The sequence below is a fragment of the Paenibacillus sp. OK060 genome (assembly GCF_900101205.1).
GTDB lineage: Bacteria > Bacillota > Bacilli > Paenibacillales > Paenibacillaceae > Paenibacillus > Paenibacillus marchantiae.
The window spans coordinates 110,966-133,178 of sequence record NZ_FNFR01000005.1 but is presented as its reverse complement, the minus strand read 5'-3'; the positions used below and the strand labels follow the sequence as shown (position 1 = coordinate 133,178).

The following is a 22,213-nucleotide window of genomic DNA, read 5'->3' as shown; positions in this document are numbered from 1 at the left end:
TAAAACGGCCAGATAGAATTTGTATCATCGGATTTTGCTTGAGAGAGGGGTTGAACGGACGATGCGTATTTTGCACACAGGGGACTGGCATCTGGGGAAAACGCTGGAGGGACGGAGCCGGCTGCGAGAGCAGGAGGATTTTGTGGATGAGCTTGTTAGACTCGCGGATGAGCAGCAGGCAGATGCCATATTGATGGCTGGAGACGTGTATGATTCTGTAAATCCGCCTGCATCTGCGGAACAGCTTTTTTATGAGGCTGCGGCGCGTCTGACAGAACAAGGAAGACCACTTGTGGTAATTGCCGGGAACCATGATCAGCCGGAGCGAGTGGCTTCGGTAACCCCACTTGTGAACAGACAGGGAATTACACTTGTAGGTATGCCTACTTCAGAAGCAGTCACTATCCATGCGAAGAGAACTGGAGAGACTGCGCAGATTGCTGCATTGCCATACCCCTCGGAAGCGCGACTGAATGAACTGCTGACAACGGATGGGGATGAGAATGTGCTTCGCCAGGCATACAGTCGCCGGGTTGGCATGTTAATGCAGCGTCTGGCTGCTTCTTTTCGTCCGGATACGGTGAATTTGGCAATGAGTCATATTTATGTCCTGGGCGGAGTGGAAAGTGATTCGGAACGTCCCATTCAGATAGGGGGCGCCTATACGGTTGACCCTTCTGCATTGTCGACAGGTGCGCAATATACAGCACTGGGGCATCTCCATCGTGCGCAGGCAGTTAAAGGAGAAGGTGTGATTCGTTATAGTGGCTCTCCACTGGCCTACAGTTTCTCCGAAGCGGGGCAGAGTAAGTCCGTCACCATGGTTGATGTGGCACCAGGGGGCGCCGCAAACGTGGAAGAAGTGCTGTTGACCTCCGGACGTCCCCTTGTACGCTGGAAGGCACGTGGCGGTCTGGCTGAGGTTTATCGGTGGCTGGATGAAGGGCGTGATCCTCAGGCTTTTATTGATATGGAAGTATGGCTGGATGACGCCATGTCTCTGAAAGAAATTCAGCAGCTCCGTAAGTCGCATGACGGGATCATCCATATCCGTCCGGTGTATCCCGAGATGGCAGCCGCAGGGCTTTTGGAGCAACGATCCGAGCTTCCGGTACATGAGCTTTTCCGCAAATTTTATCAGCGTCAGACAGGTGGGGCATTACCTGAAGACAGTCTGGTTCAACTGTTCCTGGAACTCGTAGATGAGGACGAGCCGGGTGTGCGTGAGGAGGTCGAGGGAAATTGAAGCCGATTTTATTGAAAGTCGCAGGTCTGCAAAGTTATCGGGAGACTCAGGAGATTGATTTTACTGTATTGACGGAAACGGGACTGTTCGGCATTTTTGGTCCCACAGGCAGTGGGAAATCTTCTTTGCTCGACGCGATTACGCTGGCCATGTACGGAAAAGTGGAACGTGCTGTTAATGGTACCCAGGGAATCATGAACCACGCTGAGGACTCGTTGTCCGTAGCTTTTACATTTGAACTTGTATCGGCGGAAGGCACAAGAAGATTTCGGGTGGAACGACGCTTCAAACGAAACAATGAGGTATCGGTAAGCAACACAATAAGCAAATTCATTGAGACCGTCAACGGAGAGGAACAGGTGCTGGCTGATAAACTGGCAGACGTGAACCGATGCGTTGAAGATGTCATTGGGTTGAAAATGGATGATTTTACGCGGGCCGTTGTGCTTCCACAAGGGAAATTTGCTGAGTTTCTGTCACTGAAAGGCAGTGAACGACGCCAGATGCTGCAACGTTTATTCCATCTGGAGAAGTATGGAGATCAGCTTGCCATCAAGCTCAGCCGTCGGGTGAAGGACAATGATATGGTTCATCAGTCATTGGCCGCGGAGCAGCAGGGGCTTGGGAATGCCAGCAAAGAGACGTTGGCAGAAACGGAGCTTCTTCTTCAAGCTGCTGTGAAACAGTCTGAATTGTCACGCAAAACGCTTGATGAAGCGATGAAGGAAGCCGAGCAACTCGGTAAAGTCCGTGAGTTAAGCCATGAACGCCAGGCTCGTATGGAGGAACACGAAAAGCTGAAAGCACGTGCACCACAGATCGAAGCTGGGGAACAACGGCTGAAACTGGCCGGGGCGGCAGACGCGATACTGCCTTCATTGCAGACGATGCGTGACGCAGCAGCACAGCAGAAGTTACGTGAGGATGCAGCCGGGATTGCTCACCAGCAAGCGGTGGAACATGAACGGCTGTCTGTACTGGAAGCCGAGAAGGCCGAAACGGCCCGTGTACAGATGGCTGAGGAAGAACCCAAGCTGCTGCTTCGATTGGAACAGCTTGAACAGGCCAAGGAGTTGCAACGGGAACGGGATGGGCTACGAGAGGATAGTACCCGTCTTAAGCAGTTTTTGGACAAAGGACAGGCTGAACAGAGCGTCATCGGACAGCAGCTGGAGAAGGAAAAAGAACTACAGCAGCGCGGCCGCAAACGGCGGGAAGAATTACAGGAAAGTCTGAAGCCGAATGAAGTGAAGTCCGAAGAACGCAGACAGCTGCAGGCTGCACTGGAATTGAAGCATCGTTTGGATACTGCGGCGGAGCAATTGCGCCAGAACAAGGCTGAGATGGAAGCCAATAAGCAGTCGGCTGAACAGGGGGCAGATCGGCTGAAGCTGGCTGCCCAGGAAGAGACCCGTCTGAGTGAACAGCGTCAGCATCTGATCGAACAGGCGGCAGTGGGCCTTGAGGCCTTGCTTGCCTGTGAGCAGGACATTGGCCGCGAACAGAGCCTGCTGGCCAGGGCGGAGGAGCAGCTGCGCGGAACCATGCGTGAGCAGGAGCTGCACAGGCTCTCCTCCGCCTTGCGCGCCGAGCTGCGCGACGGCGAGCCATGCCCGGTGTGCGGCTCCGCACACCACCCGCTCCCGGCTGCGCCGCCGGGAGAAGGTCCGCCCGCAGGCGATGCGGACCTGGAACTGCTGCGCAGCCTGCACGCGGAGCTGCAGGAGCTGCGCTTTGGGCTGCGCCAGCAGCTGCACGAACGTCGCAGCCTGCTGACGCAGCTTGGCGCTGCGGCCGGCGAAGCCCCGGCCGCAGCCGAGGCCGCGCCTGCGGCTGCGAAGCCAGAGCCCGCCGGTTCGCCCGTACACGGGCGCTCCCCGGCGGACTGGGCGGAGCGTGCCGCCGCACTGCGCGAAGCCGCGCGGGCGCTGGCCGCAGCCGCAGCGCCGCTGCAAGCGGAAGCCGCCGCGTTGCAGCAGGCGGCTGTGGGCGCGCAGCAGCGCCGCATGGAAGCGGCTGCTGCGCAGGAGGCCGGCCAAGCCGGACTCGCCCAGGCAGAGCGCCGGTTGGCCGAGAGTGAGGCGGCCGCAGCCGCATTGCACGGCCGCTGGGCCGCGGAACTGCCCGGCATCGTTCAAGAGCAGGCCATGGCCCTTCACCAGGCGATGCAGGAGCGAGACGCGCGCGCAGAAGACATCAAGGAACGGCTGAACAAGAGCGTGACGTTCCTTGAAGAAAAGGAACAGTTGGTACAGTCCCTTCAGCAGAAGCTGGTTGAATTGGACAAACAGCTGATTCAATGGCAAACGGAATGGCAAGGCAACAGCAAACAGCTTGCCGAGAAGGAAGAACGTCTGCGTCAATGGGTTGGCGAGCAACGGGTCGAGGATTTGATTGCTGCGGCCCAGACTCGTCTGGATGGACTACGGAAAATTGCTGCCGATTCAGCACAGCGTTTCAAGGAAGCGGATGTGTTGAAACAGGAATCGGCCAAGAAGGATGTCATGGCTCAACAAGCAGCAGCCTCGGCAGCAGAGCATTTGCAGCAGGCACAGGAACGCTGGAAGCAATTGATGGAACAATCGCCATTTGATTCGGAGAATGATGTTGTGGAGGCAGCCCTCCCTTCCCAAGAAGCGGAGCGTCTTGCCGCGGAAATTCAGCAGCATCGGGAGCGTGATCGTGAACTTATTTCTCAATTGCGTGAGCTGGAACAAAAATTGGGCGGAGTCGTTGTATCCGAGGAACAATGGTTGGCATGCTCAGAGCGACTGAAACTGTCTCGTGCAGAGGATGAAGCAGCTCTTAGAGCCAAGGCGCGTGCAGAGCGGGATCTGGAAGATGTGCAGCAGCGACACGTTCGCTGGACCGAGTTGGAGAACAAACGGGTAGAAGTGAGCAGACAAGGTGAGATGCTTAGCAAACTGCAAGCAGCTTTCAGAGGTAATGCATTTGTCGAGTATATTGCAGAAGAACAACTGATGCAGGTAAGTCAGGCTGCTTCACAGCGTCTGCGCTTCCTGACCAAACAACGTTATTCACTTGAGGTGGATTCAGGCGGGGGCTTTGTCATCTGTGACGATGCAAACGGTGGAGTTAAACGTCCGGTGTCCACCTTGTCTGGTGGAGAGACGTTCCTGACCTCATTGTCACTGGCCCTGGCTCTGTCTGCCCAGATTCAGCTGCGCGGTCAGTATCCGCTGCAATTCTTCTTCCTGGATGAAGGGTTTGGCACATTGGACCCTGAACTGCTGGATACCGTCATTACATCGTTAGAAAAATTGCATGATGACCGTCTTGCCGTCGGTATTATCAGCCACGTTCCGGAGCTGCGAGCACGCTTGCCACGCAAACTTGTAGTTATTCCAGCGGGCGAGGCCGGAGCTGGCTCTCGCGTAGTATTGGAAACATTATAGGAACTTGAACACAGAACACATACGAATGAATGACCCCAATTGGGATGCCCTCAGGAACCGGCCGTACAAGGTTGTTCCTGAGGGGGAAATCTCCTGATTGATTGAGTTTTGTTGGTTTGAATCTCATTTATATACTCGTTGTAACAGTTGAGTGAGATAGCTCACAGATACAGGTTCATCCTGTTGTTATACTACAGTTAAGCCGACAAACTTATGTTAAGCACCCCGGCGGACGTCTGATCAGGAATAATCCTGGTTAGACGTCCGCGACAGCAGACTTCCGCATGGAAACTGCAACGGGGTGCTTCTTTTTTTAATAGGCCCTTATCTTGAAACTCTTGTCATTCATAGTGTCATTTCGCCCAGATCTGAATACGATGAAAGGGTGATGAAGAGCAGAACAGATTCGGGAGGCGATCGAACGTGGAAAAGGTAGAAGCGAAGAAACTGTGTAAGGAACACATGCATCGCTATGTATGTATACAGATGCATGACGGTGCCCATTATGATGGCATTGTGGAAAATGTGGATGATGACATGATTTATTTGGCTGTTCCCGTGGGGCATGAAGCTGTGGTTAATCATGCAAACGCAAACTGGGGACCCAATATGATGCCAGTTACTTATCCCGCTCATGCACGGGGATTCTTCCCGGGCTATGGCTACCCATACCCTTATTATGGTTACGGTCGCAGACGGTTTAACAGGCTGGTCCTTCCGTTGGTCGGCCTGACTGCATTATCTTTGTTACCTTATTATTAATAGGGCCTTGAAAGCATTATCTTTTACCAATGAAAACTGAACCTTTCACATCTTCGGTGTATTCTTTGCACTTCACTGAGATGTGAGAGGTTCTTTTGTTGCTATTATTATTGAATTGAAACAGGTTAAATTGGACGTGAGTTTTCAGTTCCGGTATGATAGTAGGGTATACATAATTTTTAATTCGAAGGAGGGTATGAACAATGGATTGCTTATTTTGCAAAATTGTAGAGGGCAGCATTCCCTCCAATAAGGTACTGGAGAATGACCATGTCATCGTCTTTCATGACATCCAGCCCGCTGCACCGACCCATGTACTCGTTATTCCCAAGAAACATATTGCTTCCATGAATGAAGTAACGGCGGAAGACTTGCCGTTGATCGGTGAGATTCATTTGGCTGCGCAGGAAGCGGCCAAGCGTCTCGGCGTGGAAGAAACAGGTTACCGACTGATTAATAACTGCGGCAAGGATGGAGAACAAACCGTTCATCATCTGCACTATCATTTGCTTGGTGGGACCCGACTTGGCGTGTTGACAAGTTTGTCAGACTCACACAAATAAACGATCCAAGTTACTTTAAATCAGGACTGATTCATATATGTATAAAAGGCATGAATATGGAGCTGAAGTTCACATAAAATAAATGATCATTACGTTAAGGTTGACACCTTTATTACCTTTCGCCTATAATGAAAGGTGATGAACCGTGTTATTGCTCTTGGACGGTCTGGTCGGAGGGAGGGAAAACTGGTGTCTGAAACTAAAGTTCGCAAAAACGAGACTATTGATGCTGCACTTCGTCGCTTTAAACGTTCCATCGCAAAAGATGGCGTATTGGCTGAGGTGAAGAAACGTAAGCATTATGAGAAGCCAAGCGTAAAGCGCAAGAAAAAGTCCGAGGCTGCTCGTAAGAGAAAGTTTTAGGAGGATTTTAACTACATGAATCTTAGCGAACGATTGAACGAAGATATGAAGCAAGCGATGAAGAGCAAGGACAAGTTCAAGCTCTCCAACATTCGGTTGATTCGTTCGACGATCAAGAATCTTGAAATAGATTTGAAAAGAGATTTGGATGATAACGAAGTGCTTGATATTCTGAGTCGTGAAATCAAACAGCGCAAAGATGCCCTCCAAGAATTTGACAAAGCGGGCCGTGAAGACCTCGCGGCAAATGCAAAAGCGGAAATTGAATTACTCAGTCAGTACCTTCCCGCACAGCTTACCGAAGAAGAAATTAAAGTTATTGTACAGCAGACCATCCAGGAAACCGGTGCTTCTTCGAAAGCCGAGATGGGGAAAGTCATGTCTGCCCTTATGCCGAAAGTCAAAGGCAAAGCGGATGGCAAACTGGTAAATCAAGCAGTTCAACAATTTCTGCAATAAAGCAAATCAATAAACACCTCCTGACTTGTCAGGGGGTGTTTTTTCCAGTTTACATCATTGATACGGTACTCATTTCCCAGAAGAAATTTGAAACGTAATTAGTAATCGTTCATTTGTTCATGGAAATTCACAAATATTGCTTTTAAATGGATAATATATATGATTATGGATTTAAAATGTTGCAATTGCTTCCGGTTTCAAATATAATTTTAAGATTTTGAAACGAAATGTTGCATTGTACGTAATAAATACCATAAGCTGGACAGTATAACATTAATGGAAAAGGGGGGACTATTTGTGAAGGGAAAGCGCCGGAAGAAGCTTACGGGGCCATTGATGCTCATGATGCTACTGACGCTGCTGCTTCCTGTCTGGATTGGATCACCGTCAGCGCATGCAGCTGAGAAAAGTGGCGCCGTATATATCATTCCGGTGGATAAACCAATCGAGCAGGGACTTGGCAAGTTTATGGAACGCGGGTTCAAAGAAGCAGAAGAGATGAATGCTGGCCTGATCGTTCTGGATATCAATACGCCGGGAGGGCGTGTCGACACGGCAGAAGAACTGGGTACATTAATTAAGGAAAGCCCAGTTGAAACCGTTGCATTTGTCCGTGGAGATGCTGCCTCGGCCGGAAGTTTTCTGGCTTTGAATGCAGATAAGATCGTAATGTCGCCAGGGAGTATGATTGGTGCGGCAGCGATGGTAGACAGCACGGGTAAACATGTTGATGATCCGAAGCTGGTTGCATTCTGGAAGAGCAAGATGCAGGGAGCGGCCGAGAAAAGTGGCCGTGACGGCAAAATTGCAGCCGGAATGACGGATGTTAACATGGTCGTGGAGATGCCTGAGATTAATAAAACTAAGCAAAAAGGTGAAATTATTGCTCTCTCGGCCGAAGAAGCGCTGAAAGTGGGCTATGCGGACCATATCAGCAACACGCCGGAAGAAGCTGCAGCTTGGCTTGGTTACAGTCAGGATGATGTGTTCACTGTTCAGAGAACAGCTGCAGAGAACATATCCACATTTCTCACCAATCCTGTCGTCATGACGGTATTGCTATTCCTCGGAATAGCCGGTGTGATCATTGAGTTGATTGTACCTGGGTTCGGAGTGCCTGGTATTGTTGGTATCGTGTGCTTTGTGCTTTATTTCTCAGGGAACTACATTGCCGGTTTTGCCGGAGCGGAGACATGGGTGTTATTCACTGTCGGACTCATCATGATGATCCTCGAGATGTTTATCCCGAGCTTCGGTATTCTGGGGATTTTGGGATCGATTGCGCTTGTCGCTGGTGTCGTGCGAGCCGCCTATGATACAAGTGATGCATTTATATCGTTAGGTATTGCTTTTGGAGCCGCGCTGGTAGTCATTGCAATTGTTGTTATTCTGTTTAAGGATCGAGGCATATGGAATCGATTCATATTAAGTGACAGGCTGTCTGCTGATCAAGGATACTCTTCGGCGACAGAACGCAAAGAGTTGATCGGTTTGCAGGGCATCAGTTTGACTCCACTTCGTCCCTCGGGAACAGCGATACTTAACGGAGAGCGTGTCGATGTGGTGTCGGATGGAGATTTCATTCCGATTGATACACCAATTATTGTGATCAAAGCGGAAGGTACCCGGATTGTGGTTCAACAAGCATTACCGGTGTAACCCGCTCTGTTGCCGGAGTTGATTAAAGCTTCGGCAATGTACATAACCATTCTACGGAGGCTGCTAGTCGAGTGGTGTAAATCAATGCACAGCAGCAAAGTTCCACACTGTTTTTATCATGTTTCTTACAAAAATTAAATTGCAAATGGAGGAATTTTGACTATGGAACCAACCTTGATTACGGTTTTGCTTATTGCGGTAGTTGCGATTATCGTATTGAGCGTATTCTTCAGCTTTTTCCCGGTTATGCTCTGGATCTCAGCGCTTGCATCGGGCGTACGCGTGGGGATTATCACGCTGGTAGCGATGAGACTAAGACGTGTAACACCTAGCAGGATCGTAAATCCACTGATTAAAGCAACCAAAGCTGGACTTCAATTGACAATGAATCAACTGGAGAGTCACTTCCTAGCCGGTGGTAACGTAGACCGAGTGGTCAACGCCCTGATTGCTGCACAACGTGCGAACATTCCACTCGAATTTGAACGTGCTGCTGCGATCGACCTTGCGGGTCGTGACGTATTGCAAGCCGTACAGATGAGTGTAAACCCACGTGTTATTGAAACGCCGATTGTTTCTGCGGTAGCCAAAGATGGTATCGAAGTTAAAGTAAGAGCGCGGGTTACGGTTCGTGCCAATATTGACCGCCTCGTCGGTGGTGCGGGTGAAGAGACGATTATTGCCCGTGTCGGTGAAGGTATCGTAAGTACAAACGGTTCCTCGAATTCCCATAAAGACGTCCTGGAAAATCCGGATCTGATCTCCCGTACCGTATTGTCCAAAGGTCTGGATGCAGGTACCGCTTTTGAAATCCTGTCTATTGATATCGCGGACGTGGATGTAGGTAAAAACATTGGTGCCTTCCTGCAAACGGAGCAGGCAGAGGCTGACAAACGTATTGCACAGGCAAAAGCGGAAGAGCGCCGCGCAATGGCCGTAGCCCAAGAACAAGAGATGAAAGCGCGCGTAGTGGAAATGAGAGCGCGTGTAGTTGAATCCGAATCCCAAGTACCTCTTGCTATGGCTGAAGCACTCCGTAGCGGTAAAATTGGTGTAATGGACTACATGAACCTGAAAAACATTGAAGCAGATACTCAAATGCGCAACACATTAGGAAAACCTGGTGAAAATACAAACTCCAACGATCACGGTGATTCCAAAAACGGAAGATAGGCGGTGAGTGCATATGGGCCTATTTGAATGGATTTTTAACAATCTGTATATTGTAGCAGTCATCGCTTTTGCACTCTTTTCCTTCCTTGGAAAAGCAGCCAAATCGGCTGATCCGAACAAAAAGCGTGCAAATAACGGGATGCCTACGTTTGGAGGGAGTGGTGATTCGGACCGGAATGATCGCTCGCGGGGAAATACCGCACCGCAGCAGTCATCGGCTCCTTCAGATCCCCGCTATGATGAGCAGTATGACGAACGATACGACGAGCGGTATGATGACGATCAGTACGATGATCGATATGATCAAACCTATTCGCAGCCAGCAACGACATCTGCCCGTCCTGTGAATGACGACTTTGGAGGGCAGAGTTCTCTGGGTGGAATGGAAAACTCCCTCGAAGAACAAATGAAAGTGATGGAGCAACGACAACGTGAAATTCGAGAGCGACTCGATCGTATCTCTACTGCAAATACACCGGTTGTGTCTGACTCCAGTTGGGATGAAGTTTCATCCAGCGAGTCCGGACCGTCCCAGCTCCGCCGGGAAGACATTCGTACTGGTGTGTTGTGGGCAGAGGTTCTCGGTTCTCCGCGCTCTAAACAACCCTTTGGAACACGAGGAAAACTATAACTTTATATTATATTAATAAGTGAAAAGCCGTCTCTGGTGAGCATAAATCCAGACGACGGCTTTTTTCTGTCTCGGTCTCTTTTTATTTTCACATCTAACACGTTCCGTAGTTTTCATAATTTCAGGAATCTGCGCATAAGTTGAACTGTAGAGGAAGGGGGAAGACCTTCGAATGACCCGGATCAGCCGCAAGCTGCGCAGATGGACCAGTGAAGTTCTGGATCTGCCGCAGGACGTGCTTTACGATATGCCACGGTTAACCCTGATCGGCACAAAGCAATTGTATATAGAGAATCATCGTGGTGTCATTCATTTTACACCGGATCGCATCGTTCTGGCTCTCTCACAGGGTCAGCTGGAGATCAAAGGAACTGAACTGATGATTCGCAATATTTTGCCGGATGAAGTGGCTGTTGAAGGAACAATTCTGGATATTCATATGAATGGAGCGGAGGGGAACGGATGAAGCAGCCCAGTCTGTACAAACTGCGCGGAGCAGTCCGAATCACGGTCACTGGGGGGGATATTGAAGCATTAATCAATACGGTGGCAGAGCAGGGACTGGAAGTATGGGACCTGCGTGCCCATGATGGACGCAAGGCAGAAATGAATATTCTGCTACCGCATTTTTTCAGGCTGCGTCCTTTGCTGAAACGGACAGGCTGCCGGGTAAAGGTGACACACCGGAGTGGATTTCCTTTTTTTGCAGCCCGTTTGTTAAGAAGGAAGTTCTTTCTAGGCGGCATGCTATTTTTTGTAGCAGCTCTGTTTGCGTTATCATCAATGGTTTGGAATGTAGAAGTGAAAGGCAATGTGACGATTCCCACGGATGAAGTGCTCGCGGCAGCAAAGAAAGAAGGCATCTACCCCTTCCAGTGGGGATTTCGGCTGCAAAGCCAGGACAAGCTCTCCAGACAGCTCGCGCTGGCTCTGCCAGATGTAACCTGGATTGGGGTGAGCAAAGAAGGGACAACCATCACCATCCAGGTTGTGGAGTCAGCACAGCCCAAGCGTGAACCGCTGCTGAACCCGAGACATCTGGTCAGTAAAACAGACGCTGTAATCACTCAAATTTACGCTGAGCAGGGGCGCCCTGTCGTGCAGAAGGACATGCGTGTCAAGAAGGGGCAGGTACTGATATCCGGTATTTTGGGAGATGAAGAGAATACAAAGACCATTGTAGCCAAAGGGGAAGTGCGCGGACTGGTGTGGCGTGAATATCAAGTCGAAGTCCCTCTTGTGCAGAAACATAACACGATGACTGGAGATAGCAAGGAACGTTTTTACATTGTGCTGGGAAAATGGGCGATACAACTCTGGGGATACGGGAATACGCCTTTTACCACATTTGATACCGAAAGTGATCATAAACCGCTGACCTGGAGATCCTTCACACTTCCCATGGGATGGCTGACTGAGAAAGATTTGGAAACTCGGGAAAAAGAGGAGCAGCATACGATTGAATGGGCTAGAACGAAAGGATTGGAAGGAGCAAGAAACGATATTATCGCCAAAAACGGCAAAGGAACGAAAATTTTAAGCGAAAAAATTTTGCATGAGAAGAAAGAGAATGGTAAAGTTTATATGAAAGTATTATTTGAAGTGGAAGAAAGCATTGCGGAAGAACTTCCGTTAGTCCATAGTCAAGGAGAATGAGGCTATTTGTTAGAGCAAACACGCAGCATACGAATCTCCCTCCAAAGTGCGGGAGAGGGTCAATCTCTTTTTGGACCCCAAGATATTTTTCTGAAACTGATTGAATCCGAGATTCCCGCCCAGATCGCATCCCGTGAAGCGGAGATTGTGATCCATGGCAACATCCAGAATGTGGAATCGCTTGAACAATTATTTGATGTGTTGTTGCAATTGGTACGTAACGGATATGTGTTAACCGAAAGGGACGTTAAGTATGCTATTGAGCTTGCAAAGGAACTGCGTGCAGACCAGCTTCTGGATCTGTTCAAAGGCGAGATTACAACGACGTACCGTGGTAAGCCGATCCGTGTTAAAACGATTGGACAGAAACACTATGTAACTACAATAAAAAAACGTGATGTTGTATTTGGTATCGGTCCAGCCGGTACAGGTAAAACGTATCTTGCTGTTGTCCTGGCTGTGGCAGCAATTAAGGAAGGAAGCGTCAAGCGGATCGTGCTCACAAGACCTGCAGTTGAAGCGGGAGAGAGTCTTGGTTTCTTGCCTGGTGATCTTCAGGAAAAAGTTGATCCTTATTTACGGCCGCTGTACGATGCTTTGTACGATGTTATGGGACAAGAGCAGACTGCGAAGGCACTGGAGCGCGGTTTGATCGAAATTGCACCTCTTGCCTATATGCGGGGACGTACACTGGATGATTCGTTTATTATCCTGGATGAAGCTCAGAATACGACACCGGAGCAGATGAAAATGTTTCTGACTCGTCTCGGTTTTGGTTCCAAAATGGTTATTACCGGTGACGTGACACAAATTGATTTACCGCGCGGCAAAAAGTCAGGGCTTGTGGAAGCCAATGCAATACTGGGCCAAGTGGAAGAGATTGGATTTGTCTATTTTGCCGAGCAAGATGTTGTACGGCACTCCCTCGTCCAGAAAATCATCGTCGCCTATAACCACGCCGCAGAAAATCAAGAATAGAAAGGGATTGTCTCGATGACCTCGAAGGAACTGTCAAAAGGCAAATCTTTTCAAAATAGAGCTACAGGATGGAAGTATAGCGTGTGGGCACGCTATCTTCTGTTTTTGTTTCTGGTGATCCTCTTCTACGTGAGTCTTGCTTCCAAGCTACTCCCAGAGCGGTATGATATTCAGGAAGGCACACGAAGTGAAGTGAATATTGCTGCGCCCATGCAGATCCCGAATACCAAGGCTACACTGAAAGCACAAGAAGAAGCCGCTGAACGTGTACAGCCGATGTTTCAGATCGTGCAGATGCGGAACGAAAATCTGATGACGACTCTGCTTGATCGTATTGATCGACTGAATCAGGATGATCAGATTTCTAGTCAGGACAAGATTGACATCTATCGTGATGAAATACCGCAGCGTCAGAAAGATTTTGTTTCCAATTTCATCAACAACAACCGGAAAGCGGGTACATACTCCGAAACTCTGTTGGAAGAGATCAGAAATGTGGTACAGGAGCAAAGCTACCGCATCCCCGAAGAGACATATATCAAAATTTCACGTCTGACTTCGGATGATATCCAGGAGATGAAGGCCGTTGCTCGGGATATCGTCTCCAGATTAATGACCGACCAGATTAGTGAGGCTACAACAGCTCGTGCCAAAGTGGCCGAGATGGTGAGTGTGAGCTCTCTAAGCAAGCGTACGCAGCGTGAAGTTGTACAGGAGCTTGCTCGTCTTGTGGTAACGTCTAACCGCTTCTACGATGAAGAGGGTACAAAAGAAGCTAAAGTACAGGCTCGTGAGAACACTCAAACGGTCTTTATCAAGCAAGGAGATACGCTTGTTGCCAAGGGTGAGATGATTACCCCGGAGATGTACACCCTTCTGGGCGAGAACGATTTGCTGAAAAACGAAGTGAACTATTGGCCTCAGCTTGGACTGCTTATGCTGTCTTGTCTGTTGTCGGCAGCGATTCTCATGTATATTCAGCAATTCAGCGGAACGCATTTCAAATATAATAATGCTCAGCTGCTGATGCTTGTTCTCATATTTATTATTACGATTGTGGTTATGCATGTTACAGCGATACTCCAGACCAGTGAGAATTCATACGTAGGCTTTCTTGCTCCTGTTGCCGTAGGCGCAATGTTAATTGCATTGCTGCTGGATACATCGCTTGCCTTTGTCTGCTCGATTATTATCGGCATGCTGTCGAGCATTATTTTGAATACACATCAGGGTCAGATTTTTGACTTTGAACTTGGATTCTTCGCGGTGTTGGTATCGTTTGTTGCGATCTTCGCCACCCATCGAGCAAGTCAGCGGTCTACGATCCTGAAAGGCGCCATTATGGTCTGTCTGTTCGGATCGATGGCAGTCTTCACGCTGGCGTTGATTGACTCAAGTGACTGGAACCGTACGACAACGCTCTATGGCATTGGATTTGCGTTTGCCGGAGGCGTACTGACCGCCATATTGGTTATTGGGCTAATGCCATTTTTCGAAACCTCATTTGGCATCTTGTCTGCGCTGAAGCTGGTGGAACTGTCTAATCCCAATCACCCGCTACTACGCAAACTCTTAACAGAGACACCGGGCACGTATCACCACAGTGTGATGGTAGGAAACCTGTCAGAAGCCGCCGCAGAGGCGATCGGTGCCAATGGGTTGTTATGTCGGGTGGGCTCGTATTACCATGATATTGGCAAGACCAAGCGACCGATTTATTTCATTGAAAATCAAAACAATATGGAAAATCCGCATGATTCGATTGATCCAAAGCTGAGCAAGTCCATTATCGTGGCTCACGCACGCGATGGTGTGGAAATGCAGAAGGACTACAAGCTGCCGAGGCCTATTCGGGACATTGCTGAGCAGCATCATGGAACAACCTTCCTGCATTACTTCTATCACAAAGCACTGCGTCAGGCTGAGGAAGCAGGAGTGGAACCTGATTTTACGGAAGATGATTTCCGTTATCCGGGTCCCAAGGCTCAGTCCAAAGAGTCGGCGATTGTTGGTATTGCTGACAGCGTGGAAGCTGCGGTCCGTTCCTTGCGGAAGCCTACTGTAGAGCAAGTGGAGTCCATGATCGAAAAGATTATTAAAGGTCGACTGGACGATCATCAGTTTAACGACTGTGATCTGACAATGCGGGAGCTGGATATCGTCGCCAAGACCCTTAAGGAAACCGTCATGGGTATATTCCACTCCAGGATTGAATATCCGGAAGAAATGAAGAAACCGAAGCCAACCTCGCCTGAAGCGGGTTGATTCGCTAATATGAGATGACAGGAGTATGAAAGAATGAGTCTTAACCTAGCATGGAATAATGAACAACAGGATAAAGAAATCACCGAACCGATGATCGCAATGCTGGAGCAGCTGCTGAACCTTGCAGGGGAAGCAGAGGGTGTTGCGGACGGGGAAGTGGCCCTGACTTTCGTAGATGATGAGCAGATTCATGAGCTGAACCGTGACTATCGCGGCATTGATCGTCCAACAGATGTATTGTCTTTTGCAATGAATGAGACTGTGGATGAGGAACTGGATATCATCTACGAACTGGACGAAGATGAAGAAATGGAAGAAATGCCGGATGTTCTGGGGGATATTATTATTTCTGTTCCACGGACCATCCTGCAGAGTGAAGAATATGGGCATTCATTTGAACGTGAGCTCGGGTTCCTGTTTGTTCATGGCTTCTTGCACTTGCTTGGATATGATCATCAAGATGAAGCCAGCGAAGCCGAAATGATGGGCAAACAGGAAGCGGTACTCGCTCAAGCCGGGTTGACACGATAATGAAAAGGCGCTCCTGGGGGATGGTATTCCGCAATGCTGCGGAAGGAATCGTATACGGGCTGCGGACTCAGCGGAATGTAAGAGTTCATACAGGAGTCGCCATTTTGATGTGTGCAGCCGGCTTTTTTTTCGGGATTTCCAGAACGGACTGGATGTTTGTACTGACAGCCGTTTTTCTGGTTCTTGTGACGGAGCTGATGAATACAGCTGTGGAAGCTGCTGTAGATCTGGCGCATCCGCATATACATCCGCTGGCAAAAGCGGCGAAGGACACCGCGGCCGGTGCAGTTTTGCTGGCTGCGGTGTTCGCCGTCATCATCGGGAGTATCGTTTTCATTAAGCCGGTGATGAGCTGGCTGGGTTTGCTGTGATTTTGTTTTTGTTTTGATTTTAATATTACACACAACTTATAAAGTTGGACTCATTTTTAAGTTGAACTTCTGGTTTGCACAATAACGGAGAGGTCAGAAATAACCTGTAGAAGCGAAGCGTTCGCCTTTATCACCGGATTTTCACTTTGGAAAAGGGAATCAATAAAATCCGGGGATAACAGCGATCGTAAGGTTGTTCTGACAGCGGAGAGGCCAGTGCAAATATTTTTAAGTTGAACTTAACTCATTGAGTGCAACTTTATATACACCCTAAGGGAGAGATTAATTATGGATAATGATTTGTTGATGCAAGAAGCAATTAAGGCACGTACGAAAGCGTATACGCCTTATTCTCATTTTGGTGTAGGTGCAGCTTTGCTTGACAGTGAGGGACATGTGCATCATGGTTGTAATATTGAGAATGCTGCTTATACGCCAGGCAACTGTGCTGAGCGTACAGCCATGTTCAGTGCGATTGCAGGAGGTAAGCAACCACGCAGTTTCAAAGCCATTGCCATTGTAGGAGATACAGACGGCCCGATTGCTCCATGCGGCGTATGTCGTCAAGTGATGTATGAACTGTGTGAACCGGATATGAAAGTTATTCTGGGTAACATGAAAGGTGATCTGCAGGAGACTACAGTTGCCGAACTATTGCCATGGGCTTTTGGACCATCTGATCTGAACTCTGCTAAAAAGTAAAAACCAATATATTCCAGGCCTAGGCGCCTGAGGAGGAACATATGAAAAAACAAGCATTCAAATCCGGCTTTGTAGCCATTATTGGACGTCCCAATGTAGGTAAATCCACACTGATGAACCAAGTCATTGGACAGAAAATTGCGATTATGTCGGACAAGCCACAAACGACTCGTAATAAGATTCATGGTGTTTATACATCGGAACACCAACAAATCGTTTTCCTGGATACGCCAGGGATTCACAAACGTCAATCCAAGCTGGGCGATTACATGAACCAGACCGCTTTGAATACGCTCGGAGAAGTCGAAGCTGCTCTGTTCCTGATCGATGCCTCGGAAGGCATGGGCGGTGGTGACCGTTATATTGCAGAACAATTGAAAAATGTGCGGACGCCTGTCATTCTTGTCATGAACAAAATTGATAAAATTGAGCCGGAAGCATTGCTTCCGCTGATTGAGGAATATCGCAAGCTGCATGATTTCGCTGAAATCGTACCTGTTTCTGCCATGCTCGGCAGCAACGTAAGTACCTTGCTTGAGCAGCTCGGCAAGTATTTGCCGGAAGGTCCGCAGTACTATCCAGATGACCAGGTTACAGACCATCCGGAGCAGTTCGTTTGTGCTGAGTTGATTCGGGAGAAAATTTTGCAAATGACGCGTGAAGAAGTGCCTCACTCCATTGCGGTCACGATTGAGGATATGAAAGTACAGGACAACGGCGTCGTTTATATTTCTGCCGTCATTTTTGTGGAGCGTGATTCGCAAAAAGGGATCATTATCGGTAAACAGGGTGCCTTGCTTAAAGAAGTGGGGAAACGTGCCCGCCATGATATTCAAAACCTGTTAGGTTCCAAAATCTTCATGGATCTGTGGGTTAAAGTGAAAAAAGACTGGAGAAATCAGGATCGAGTTCTGCGTGACCTTGGCTTTGGCCGCGACTAATCGTCGGAATTGTATCCAGTAATTGCAACACATAGTTTACCTTGCAAGACTCCATCCTATCTGGTAGAAGCAGACGTCATTTCCGAAGAGAGGATGAAATTCCGATGCGAGATTTTTCGTGGAAGGTTTTTGCGATGACGGGGGATGTGGAATCCTATCTGTTGTATGCCGAGGCATGTAGCTCAGTGGGACAGGAGTCGGAACCTGCAAGGGAAGTGATTGAAGATGAAGAAGCCGAAGGTTAATTGGCTAATTCGGGAATGGTTAGGTGACGAGGCATGCTATACAGGGTGGAAGGGATTGTCATCCGCAGCATGGACTACGGCGAGGGAAACAAAATCATTACGCTTTGCACCGAAAGCGGCGGGAAAGTAGGGGTACTCGTCCGCGGTGCCAAAAAGCCCAAAAGCCGACATGCTGCACTGGTGCAGCCATTTACGTACGGTCAATATGTATATTTTCGTAACACCGGTCTGGGAACACTAAACGCAGGTGAGATCATCGAATCTTATCATGAGCTGCGTGAAGATCTGATTAAGGCCTCCTATGCATCTTATGCTTGTGAACTGTTGGATCGTGTGTTGCAGGATGAAGAGACAGGTACGTTCTGGTTCAAACAGTTGAAAGCCTGTCTTCAGGCGTTGAAGGAAGAGAAAGATCCGGTCGTCATCACAAGCCTGTATGAAATGAAAATATTACAGGCAGCCGGGTACGGACCTCAGCTGGATGATTGCATTTCTTGTGGTCACGAGCGTCCGGATGAGCAATTATTTGTTAGTCCAAGGCTTGGAGGCGTTCTGTGCCGTGCTTGCAAACACTTTGATCCTCCGGCGATGTCCGTGAGTCCGAAGGCGTTGAAACTCTTGCGTCTGTTTGCACAGCTGGATCTGCAAAGGCTTGGTAATATATCGGTTAGCGAAGGCACCCGGGATGAGATCAAAAAGATCATGCGGGCCTTTATGGATCATCAACTTGGCTTGAATCTAAAATCCCGTTCTTTTCTTGATCAAATGGAAAAGTACGGGATTTGAGTCGTCTTGATGTGAAATAACTAATATATCTTGACTTCGTACTTATTTTTATATATTATGAACTATAATTTCTCTTTTGGAGACATGCATTGAACGAGAAAGTAGGAGACTTGATTTATACATTCAGGAGCAGAAGAGGTCGGTTGACCTTACTAATCTTGTGTGAGCGAGCCGGGGATGGTGGGAGCCGGGTTGAATCGGTCTGTGAAACGGCACTCGGGAGCATGAATGACACGGAAAAGTGGGCTTGAATGAACAGGATCTCTGTTTATATCTAAGCCAAGTAGGGTGGAACCGCGGGAATAGCTCTCGTCCCTATGTCTGTATAACAGGCGTAGGACGAGGGCTTTTTATTGTCTGTACCGTTCTAGGCTTGTTCATCACAAACCATCGAAAAGGAGCATGATTATGAATTTTCAGCAGATGATTCTCACGCTGCAACAATTCTGGGCCGCGCACAACTGTATTATTGTTCAACCATATGATACGGAAAAAGGGGCAGGTACGATGAACCCGATGACCTTTTTGCGTTCGCTTGGACCCGAGCCTTGGAAAGTAGCTTATGTAGAGCCGTCCCGCCGTCCTTCGGATGGTCGTTATGGAGAAAATCCAAACCGTCTCTATCAGCATCATCAATTCCAGGTTATTATCAAGCCTTCGCCAGACAATATTCAGGAGATTTACCTGGAAAGTCTGAAACAGTTGGGTATTGATCCGCTCAAACATGATATTCGGTTTGTTGAAGACAACTGGGAGAACCCTTCCCTCGGCTGTGCTGGTCTTGGCTGGGAAGTCTGGCTGGACGGTATGGAAATCACCCAATTTACGTATTTCCAACAAGTCGGTGGAATCGAGACGAATCCGGTAGCAGTTGAAATTACGTATGGTATGGAGCGTCTTGCTTCATACATTCAGGAAAAAGAAAATGTGTTTGAGTTGGAATGGGTAGACGGAATTACATATGGTGATGTGTTCCGTCAGCCTGAATTCGAACACTCCAAATATACGTTTGAAGTATCTGATGTCAAAATGTTGTTTACGCTCTTCAACATGCATGAAGAGGAAGCGAACAAGGCTATGGCACAGAATCTGGTTTTCCCGGCATATGACTATGTGTTGAAATGTTCCCATACGTTCAACCTGTTGGATGCGCGCGGAGCAATCAGTGTAACGGAGCGTACTGGGTACATTACCCGTGTCCGGAATCTGGCTCGTCAAGTGGCTGCAACATATGTGGAAGAGCGTGAGAAGCTCGGCTTCCCGCTGATCAAGAAAGGGGGAGCTGAGCATGTCTAAGGATCTGTTATTTGAAATTGGTCTGGAAGAAGTGCCTGCACGCTTCATGCGAGCAGCAATTGAACAGCTGCAGGATCGTGTCGTGAAATGGCTGGATGCATCCCGCATTTCTTACGGTGAAGTGAATGCCTATGCCACACCGCGCCGATTGGCTGTTTTGATCAAAGATGTTGCCGAGAAACAGGAAGACGTGGAGGAAGAAGTTAAAGGACCTTCCCGTAAAATAGCACTCGACGACAGTGGTAACTGGAGTAAAGCTGCACTCGGATTTGCCCGTAGTCAGGGAGTTGAACCGGATCAGTTTACATTCAAGGAACTGAGCGGCGTGGAATATATCTACGCGACCAAGAGCAGTAAAGGCGTTGAAACCTCATCTGTAATTGGTCAAGGTTTGCTGGCTATACTGCATGCAATGACGTTCCCGAAATTCATGCGTTGGGCTTCGTATGATTTCAAATTTGTGCGTCCGATTCGCTGGATTGTTGCTCTGCTGGGCAGCGATGTTATTGAATTGGAAGTTGCAGGCGTAAAGTCTGGCAATGTAACACGTGGACATCGTTTCCTCGGAAAAGAGGCGATCATTTCAGATCCCGCTTCGTATGTGGAAGTGCTTCGTTCCGAGCATGTCATTGCGGATATTAAAGAACGTGAGCAGATGATTGTATCCCAGATCCAGGCTTTGGCTTCCGAGAAGAAATGGGATATTGCGATCAAGGAAGATTTGCTGGAAGAGGTCCTGTTCCTGGTTGAGACACCAACAGTGCTGTTCGGAACATTCGAATCTTCATTTTTGAATATTCCACAAGAGGTATTGATTACTTCCATGCGCGAGCATCAACGTTATTTCCCGGTGCTTGATAATGATGGACAATTGCTGCCATACTTCGTTACGGTTCGCAACGGCGGTAGCGATTCACTGGATGTCATTGCAAAAGGAAACGAAAAGGTACTTCGTGCACGTCTGTCTGATGCCAAGTTCTTCTACGAGGAAGACCAGAAGCTGGAGATTAAGGATGCATTGTCGAAACTGGAAAGTATCGTCTTCCAGGAAGAGCTGGGAACGGTTGGAGATAAAGTTCGCCGTATTCGCAAAATTGCGGATGGTCTGGCTAGCAAGCTGCAAGTACCAGCCGATGTAGCCGAAGCGGTGAATCGTTCTGCGGATATCTGCAAATTCGACCTTGTTACACTTATGGTGGGAGAATTCCCTGAACTGCAAGGTGTGATGGGTGAGGATTATGCCCGTAAAGCTGGTGAAAAAGAAGAAGTGGCCAAAGCGGTATTTGAGCACTATCAGCCACGATTCGCTGGAGATCAATCTCCTGCTTCGCTCGTTGGTGCTATTGTGAGTGCTGCGGATAAAATGGATACAATTGTAGGATGTTTCTCGATCAATATCATTCCTACAGGATCTCAAGATCCTTACGCGCTGCGCCGTCAGGCAGCAGGGATCGTACAAATTTTGCTGGATCACAATCTTCCGCTGACATTGTCCGATGTATTCGGCGTTGCACTTCAAGTGCATGCTCAGATGAACCTGTTGAAACGTGCGGATGAAGAGGTTCGTAAAGATTTGCAGGACTTCTTCGGTCTTCGTGTGAAAAAACTGTTGTCGGAAACGGTTCGTTATGATGTTGTGGACGCAGTGATTTCTTCCGGATTTGATGATATCAGCGCGGTAGTTCCAAAAGGTGAGGCACTCATGGCAGCTGTCCAAACGGGAGATGCCTTCAAAACAACTGTCGAATCCTTCAACCGTGTCGGTAATCTGGCTGCCAAAGCATCCAATGCTTCGGTACATGCAGAACTCTTCACAGAAGAAGGAGAGCGCCAGCTGCACGCAGCATGGAGCAAAACCAATGAGGAATATCGTCAGGTATTGTCTCAGCATGCTGCTGCTGAAGCGCTCGCGATTGCATCAGCTTGGAAGGAAGCTATCACCGTATTCTTCGATTCGGTTATGGTTATGGCTGAAGATGAGGCTGTGCGTGCGAATCGTCTGGCATTGCTTGCAGCCATTGACCGTGATCTGAAAGCTTTTGCTGATTTCTCCAAATTGGTCTGGTAGTCGCGTCCTTTTCTGCTCCGAGTGGACAGATCTGCGGCAAAGCATAAATTCAGTATTAAAGAAGGATATATGAGGGTATAAATATACGGAACGGATTGTGAA

The 22,213-nt window shown here is 48.5% G+C and carries 21 protein-coding genes; all 21 read left to right on the top strand.

Features of this window, described 5'->3' with window-relative positions; all coding sequences use genetic code 11:
- Positions 1-61: 61 nt before the first annotated feature.
- The 21 genes from BLS14_RS19245 (at position 62) to glyS (ending at position 22,111) form a co-directional block, all read left to right on the top strand.
- Positions 62-1,246, top strand: a complete 1,185-nt coding sequence (locus BLS14_RS19245; RefSeq protein WP_090953476.1) for an exonuclease SbcCD subunit D — start codon at positions 62-64, stop codon at positions 1,244-1,246.
- Complete coding sequence (locus BLS14_RS19240) at positions 1,243-4,662, top strand: AAA family ATPase (RefSeq protein ID WP_090953474.1); 3,420 nt, start codon at positions 1,243-1,245, stop codon at positions 4,660-4,662. The genes BLS14_RS19245 and BLS14_RS19240 overlap by 4 nt, the downstream gene beginning before the upstream one ends.
- 423 nt (positions 4,663-5,085) lie before the next feature.
- Positions 5,086-5,424, top strand: coding sequence for a hypothetical protein (locus BLS14_RS19235; RefSeq protein ID WP_063567035.1), 339 nt, complete (start codon positions 5,086-5,088; stop codon positions 5,422-5,424).
- Positions 5,425-5,627: 203 nt separating this feature from the next.
- On the top strand, positions 5,628-5,987 hold the full coding sequence (locus BLS14_RS19230; RefSeq protein ID WP_024628477.1) for a histidine triad nucleotide-binding protein: 360 nt from the start codon (positions 5,628-5,630) through the stop codon (positions 5,985-5,987).
- Between the two features lie 189 nt (positions 5,988-6,176).
- A complete protein-coding gene (gene rpsU, locus BLS14_RS19225; RefSeq protein WP_005547957.1) occupies positions 6,177-6,350 on the top strand; it encodes a 30S ribosomal protein S21 in 174 nt (57 codons plus the stop codon).
- A 15-nt stretch (positions 6,351-6,365) separates the two neighbouring features.
- Positions 6,366-6,809: a GatB/YqeY domain-containing protein gene (locus BLS14_RS19220; protein ID WP_053781272.1), complete on the top strand. Its 444-nt coding sequence runs from the start codon at positions 6,366-6,368 to the stop codon at positions 6,807-6,809.
- Between the two features lie 336 nt (positions 6,810-7,145).
- Positions 7,146-8,468: an NfeD family protein gene (locus tag BLS14_RS19215; protein WP_090810045.1), complete on the top strand. Its 1,323-nt coding sequence runs from the start codon at positions 7,146-7,148 to the stop codon at positions 8,466-8,468.
- 162 nt (positions 8,469-8,630) lie between these two features.
- Positions 8,631-9,641 carry a flotillin-like protein FloA gene (gene floA / locus BLS14_RS19210; RefSeq protein WP_162493573.1) on the top strand — a complete coding sequence of 337 codons (1,011 nt, stop codon included), beginning with the start codon at positions 8,631-8,633 and terminating at the stop codon, positions 9,639-9,641.
- A gap of 13 nt (positions 9,642-9,654) precedes the next feature.
- Positions 9,655-10,272 carry a hypothetical protein gene (locus BLS14_RS19205; protein WP_064636387.1) on the top strand — a complete coding sequence of 206 codons (618 nt, stop codon included), beginning with the start codon at positions 9,655-9,657 and terminating at the stop codon, positions 10,270-10,272.
- A gap of 172 nt (positions 10,273-10,444) precedes the next feature.
- Complete coding sequence (gene yqfC, locus BLS14_RS19200) at positions 10,445-10,738, top strand: sporulation protein YqfC (RefSeq protein WP_024628472.1); 294 nt, start codon at positions 10,445-10,447, stop codon at positions 10,736-10,738.
- Positions 10,735-11,928 carry a sporulation protein YqfD gene (gene yqfD / locus BLS14_RS19195; protein ID WP_090953472.1) on the top strand — a complete coding sequence of 398 codons (1,194 nt, stop codon included), beginning with the start codon at positions 10,735-10,737 and terminating at the stop codon, positions 11,926-11,928. Before yqfC ends, yqfD begins: the two co-directional genes overlap by 4 nt.
- Positions 11,929-11,934: 6 nt before the next feature.
- Positions 11,935-12,906, top strand: coding sequence for a PhoH family protein (locus BLS14_RS19190; protein ID WP_090953470.1), 972 nt, complete (start codon positions 11,935-11,937; stop codon positions 12,904-12,906).
- 15 nt (positions 12,907-12,921) lie between these two features.
- Positions 12,922-15,171 carry an HD family phosphohydrolase gene (locus tag BLS14_RS19185; RefSeq protein WP_064636393.1) on the top strand — a complete coding sequence of 750 codons (2,250 nt, stop codon included), beginning with the start codon at positions 12,922-12,924 and terminating at the stop codon, positions 15,169-15,171.
- Between the two features lie 33 nt (positions 15,172-15,204).
- Complete coding sequence (gene ybeY / locus BLS14_RS19180) at positions 15,205-15,702, top strand: rRNA maturation RNase YbeY (RefSeq protein WP_063567028.1); 498 nt, start codon at positions 15,205-15,207, stop codon at positions 15,700-15,702.
- Positions 15,702-16,073, top strand: coding sequence for a diacylglycerol kinase family protein (locus tag BLS14_RS19175; protein WP_063567027.1), 372 nt, complete (start codon positions 15,702-15,704; stop codon positions 16,071-16,073). The genes ybeY and BLS14_RS19175 overlap by 1 nt, the downstream gene beginning before the upstream one ends.
- Before the next feature lie 288 nt (positions 16,074-16,361).
- The gene (locus BLS14_RS19170) at positions 16,362-16,775 is read left to right on the top strand and encodes a cytidine deaminase (protein ID WP_063567026.1); all 414 of its coding nucleotides are present in this window, start codon (positions 16,362-16,364) and stop codon (positions 16,773-16,775) included.
- A 41-nt stretch (positions 16,776-16,816) separates the two neighbouring features.
- On the top strand, positions 16,817-17,716 hold the full coding sequence (gene era / locus BLS14_RS19165) for a GTPase Era (protein ID WP_063567025.1): 900 nt from the start codon (positions 16,817-16,819) through the stop codon (positions 17,714-17,716).
- A 104-nt stretch (positions 17,717-17,820) separates the two neighbouring features.
- On the top strand, positions 17,821-17,961 hold the full coding sequence (locus tag BLS14_RS19160) for a YqzL family protein (protein ID WP_079696207.1): 141 nt from the start codon (positions 17,821-17,823) through the stop codon (positions 17,959-17,961).
- Between the two features lie 33 nt (positions 17,962-17,994).
- Complete coding sequence (recO, locus tag BLS14_RS19155; RefSeq protein WP_063567024.1) at positions 17,995-18,747, top strand: DNA repair protein RecO; 753 nt, start codon at positions 17,995-17,997, stop codon at positions 18,745-18,747.
- 408 nt (positions 18,748-19,155) lie between these two features.
- Positions 19,156-20,043: a glycine--tRNA ligase subunit alpha gene (gene glyQ, locus BLS14_RS19150; RefSeq protein WP_063567023.1), complete on the top strand. Its 888-nt coding sequence runs from the start codon at positions 19,156-19,158 to the stop codon at positions 20,041-20,043.
- Complete coding sequence (gene glyS, locus BLS14_RS19145; protein ID WP_090953468.1) at positions 20,036-22,111, top strand: glycine--tRNA ligase subunit beta; 2,076 nt, start codon at positions 20,036-20,038, stop codon at positions 22,109-22,111. Before glyQ ends, glyS begins: the two co-directional genes overlap by 8 nt.
- Positions 22,112-22,213: the final 102 nt, after the last annotated feature.

Bases quoted from the DNA above. Each gene is read 5' to 3' on its own strand.
- BLS14_RS19245 (WP_090953476.1), top strand. From the start codon at position 62: ATGCGTATTTTGCACACAGGGGACTGGCATCTGGGGAAAACGCTGGAG.
- BLS14_RS19230 (WP_024628477.1), top strand. From the start codon at position 5,628: ATGGATTGCTTATTTTGCAAAATTGTAGAGGGCAGCATTCCCTCCAAT.
- BLS14_RS19220 (WP_053781272.1), top strand. From the start codon at position 6,366: ATGAATCTTAGCGAACGATTGAACGAAGATATGAAGCAAGCGATGAAG.
- BLS14_RS19215 (WP_090810045.1), top strand. From the start codon at position 7,146: ATGCTCATGATGCTACTGACGCTGCTGCTTCCTGTCTGGATTGGATCA.
- floA (WP_162493573.1), top strand. From the start codon at position 8,631: ATGGAACCAACCTTGATTACGGTTTTGCTTATTGCGGTAGTTGCGATT.
- BLS14_RS19205 (WP_064636387.1), top strand. From the start codon at position 9,655: ATGGGCCTATTTGAATGGATTTTTAACAATCTGTATATTGTAGCAGTC.
- yqfC (WP_024628472.1), top strand. From the start codon at position 10,445: ATGACCCGGATCAGCCGCAAGCTGCGCAGATGGACCAGTGAAGTTCTG.
- yqfD (WP_090953472.1), top strand. From the start codon at position 10,735: ATGAAGCAGCCCAGTCTGTACAAACTGCGCGGAGCAGTCCGAATCACG.
- BLS14_RS19185 (WP_064636393.1), top strand. From the start codon at position 12,922: ATGACCTCGAAGGAACTGTCAAAAGGCAAATCTTTTCAAAATAGAGCT.
- ybeY (WP_063567028.1), top strand. From the start codon at position 15,205: ATGAGTCTTAACCTAGCATGGAATAATGAACAACAGGATAAAGAAATC.
- BLS14_RS19175 (WP_063567027.1), top strand. From the start codon at position 15,702: ATGAAAAGGCGCTCCTGGGGGATGGTATTCCGCAATGCTGCGGAAGGA.
- BLS14_RS19170 (WP_063567026.1), top strand. From the start codon at position 16,362: ATGGATAATGATTTGTTGATGCAAGAAGCAATTAAGGCACGTACGAAA.
- era (WP_063567025.1), top strand. From the start codon at position 16,817: ATGAAAAAACAAGCATTCAAATCCGGCTTTGTAGCCATTATTGGACGT.
- BLS14_RS19160 (WP_079696207.1), top strand. From the start codon at position 17,821: ATGCGAGATTTTTCGTGGAAGGTTTTTGCGATGACGGGGGATGTGGAA.
- recO (WP_063567024.1), top strand. From the start codon at position 17,995: ATGCTATACAGGGTGGAAGGGATTGTCATCCGCAGCATGGACTACGGC.
- glyQ (WP_063567023.1), top strand. From the start codon at position 19,156: ATGAATTTTCAGCAGATGATTCTCACGCTGCAACAATTCTGGGCCGCG.
- glyS (WP_090953468.1), top strand. From the start codon at position 20,036: ATGTCTAAGGATCTGTTATTTGAAATTGGTCTGGAAGAAGTGCCTGCA.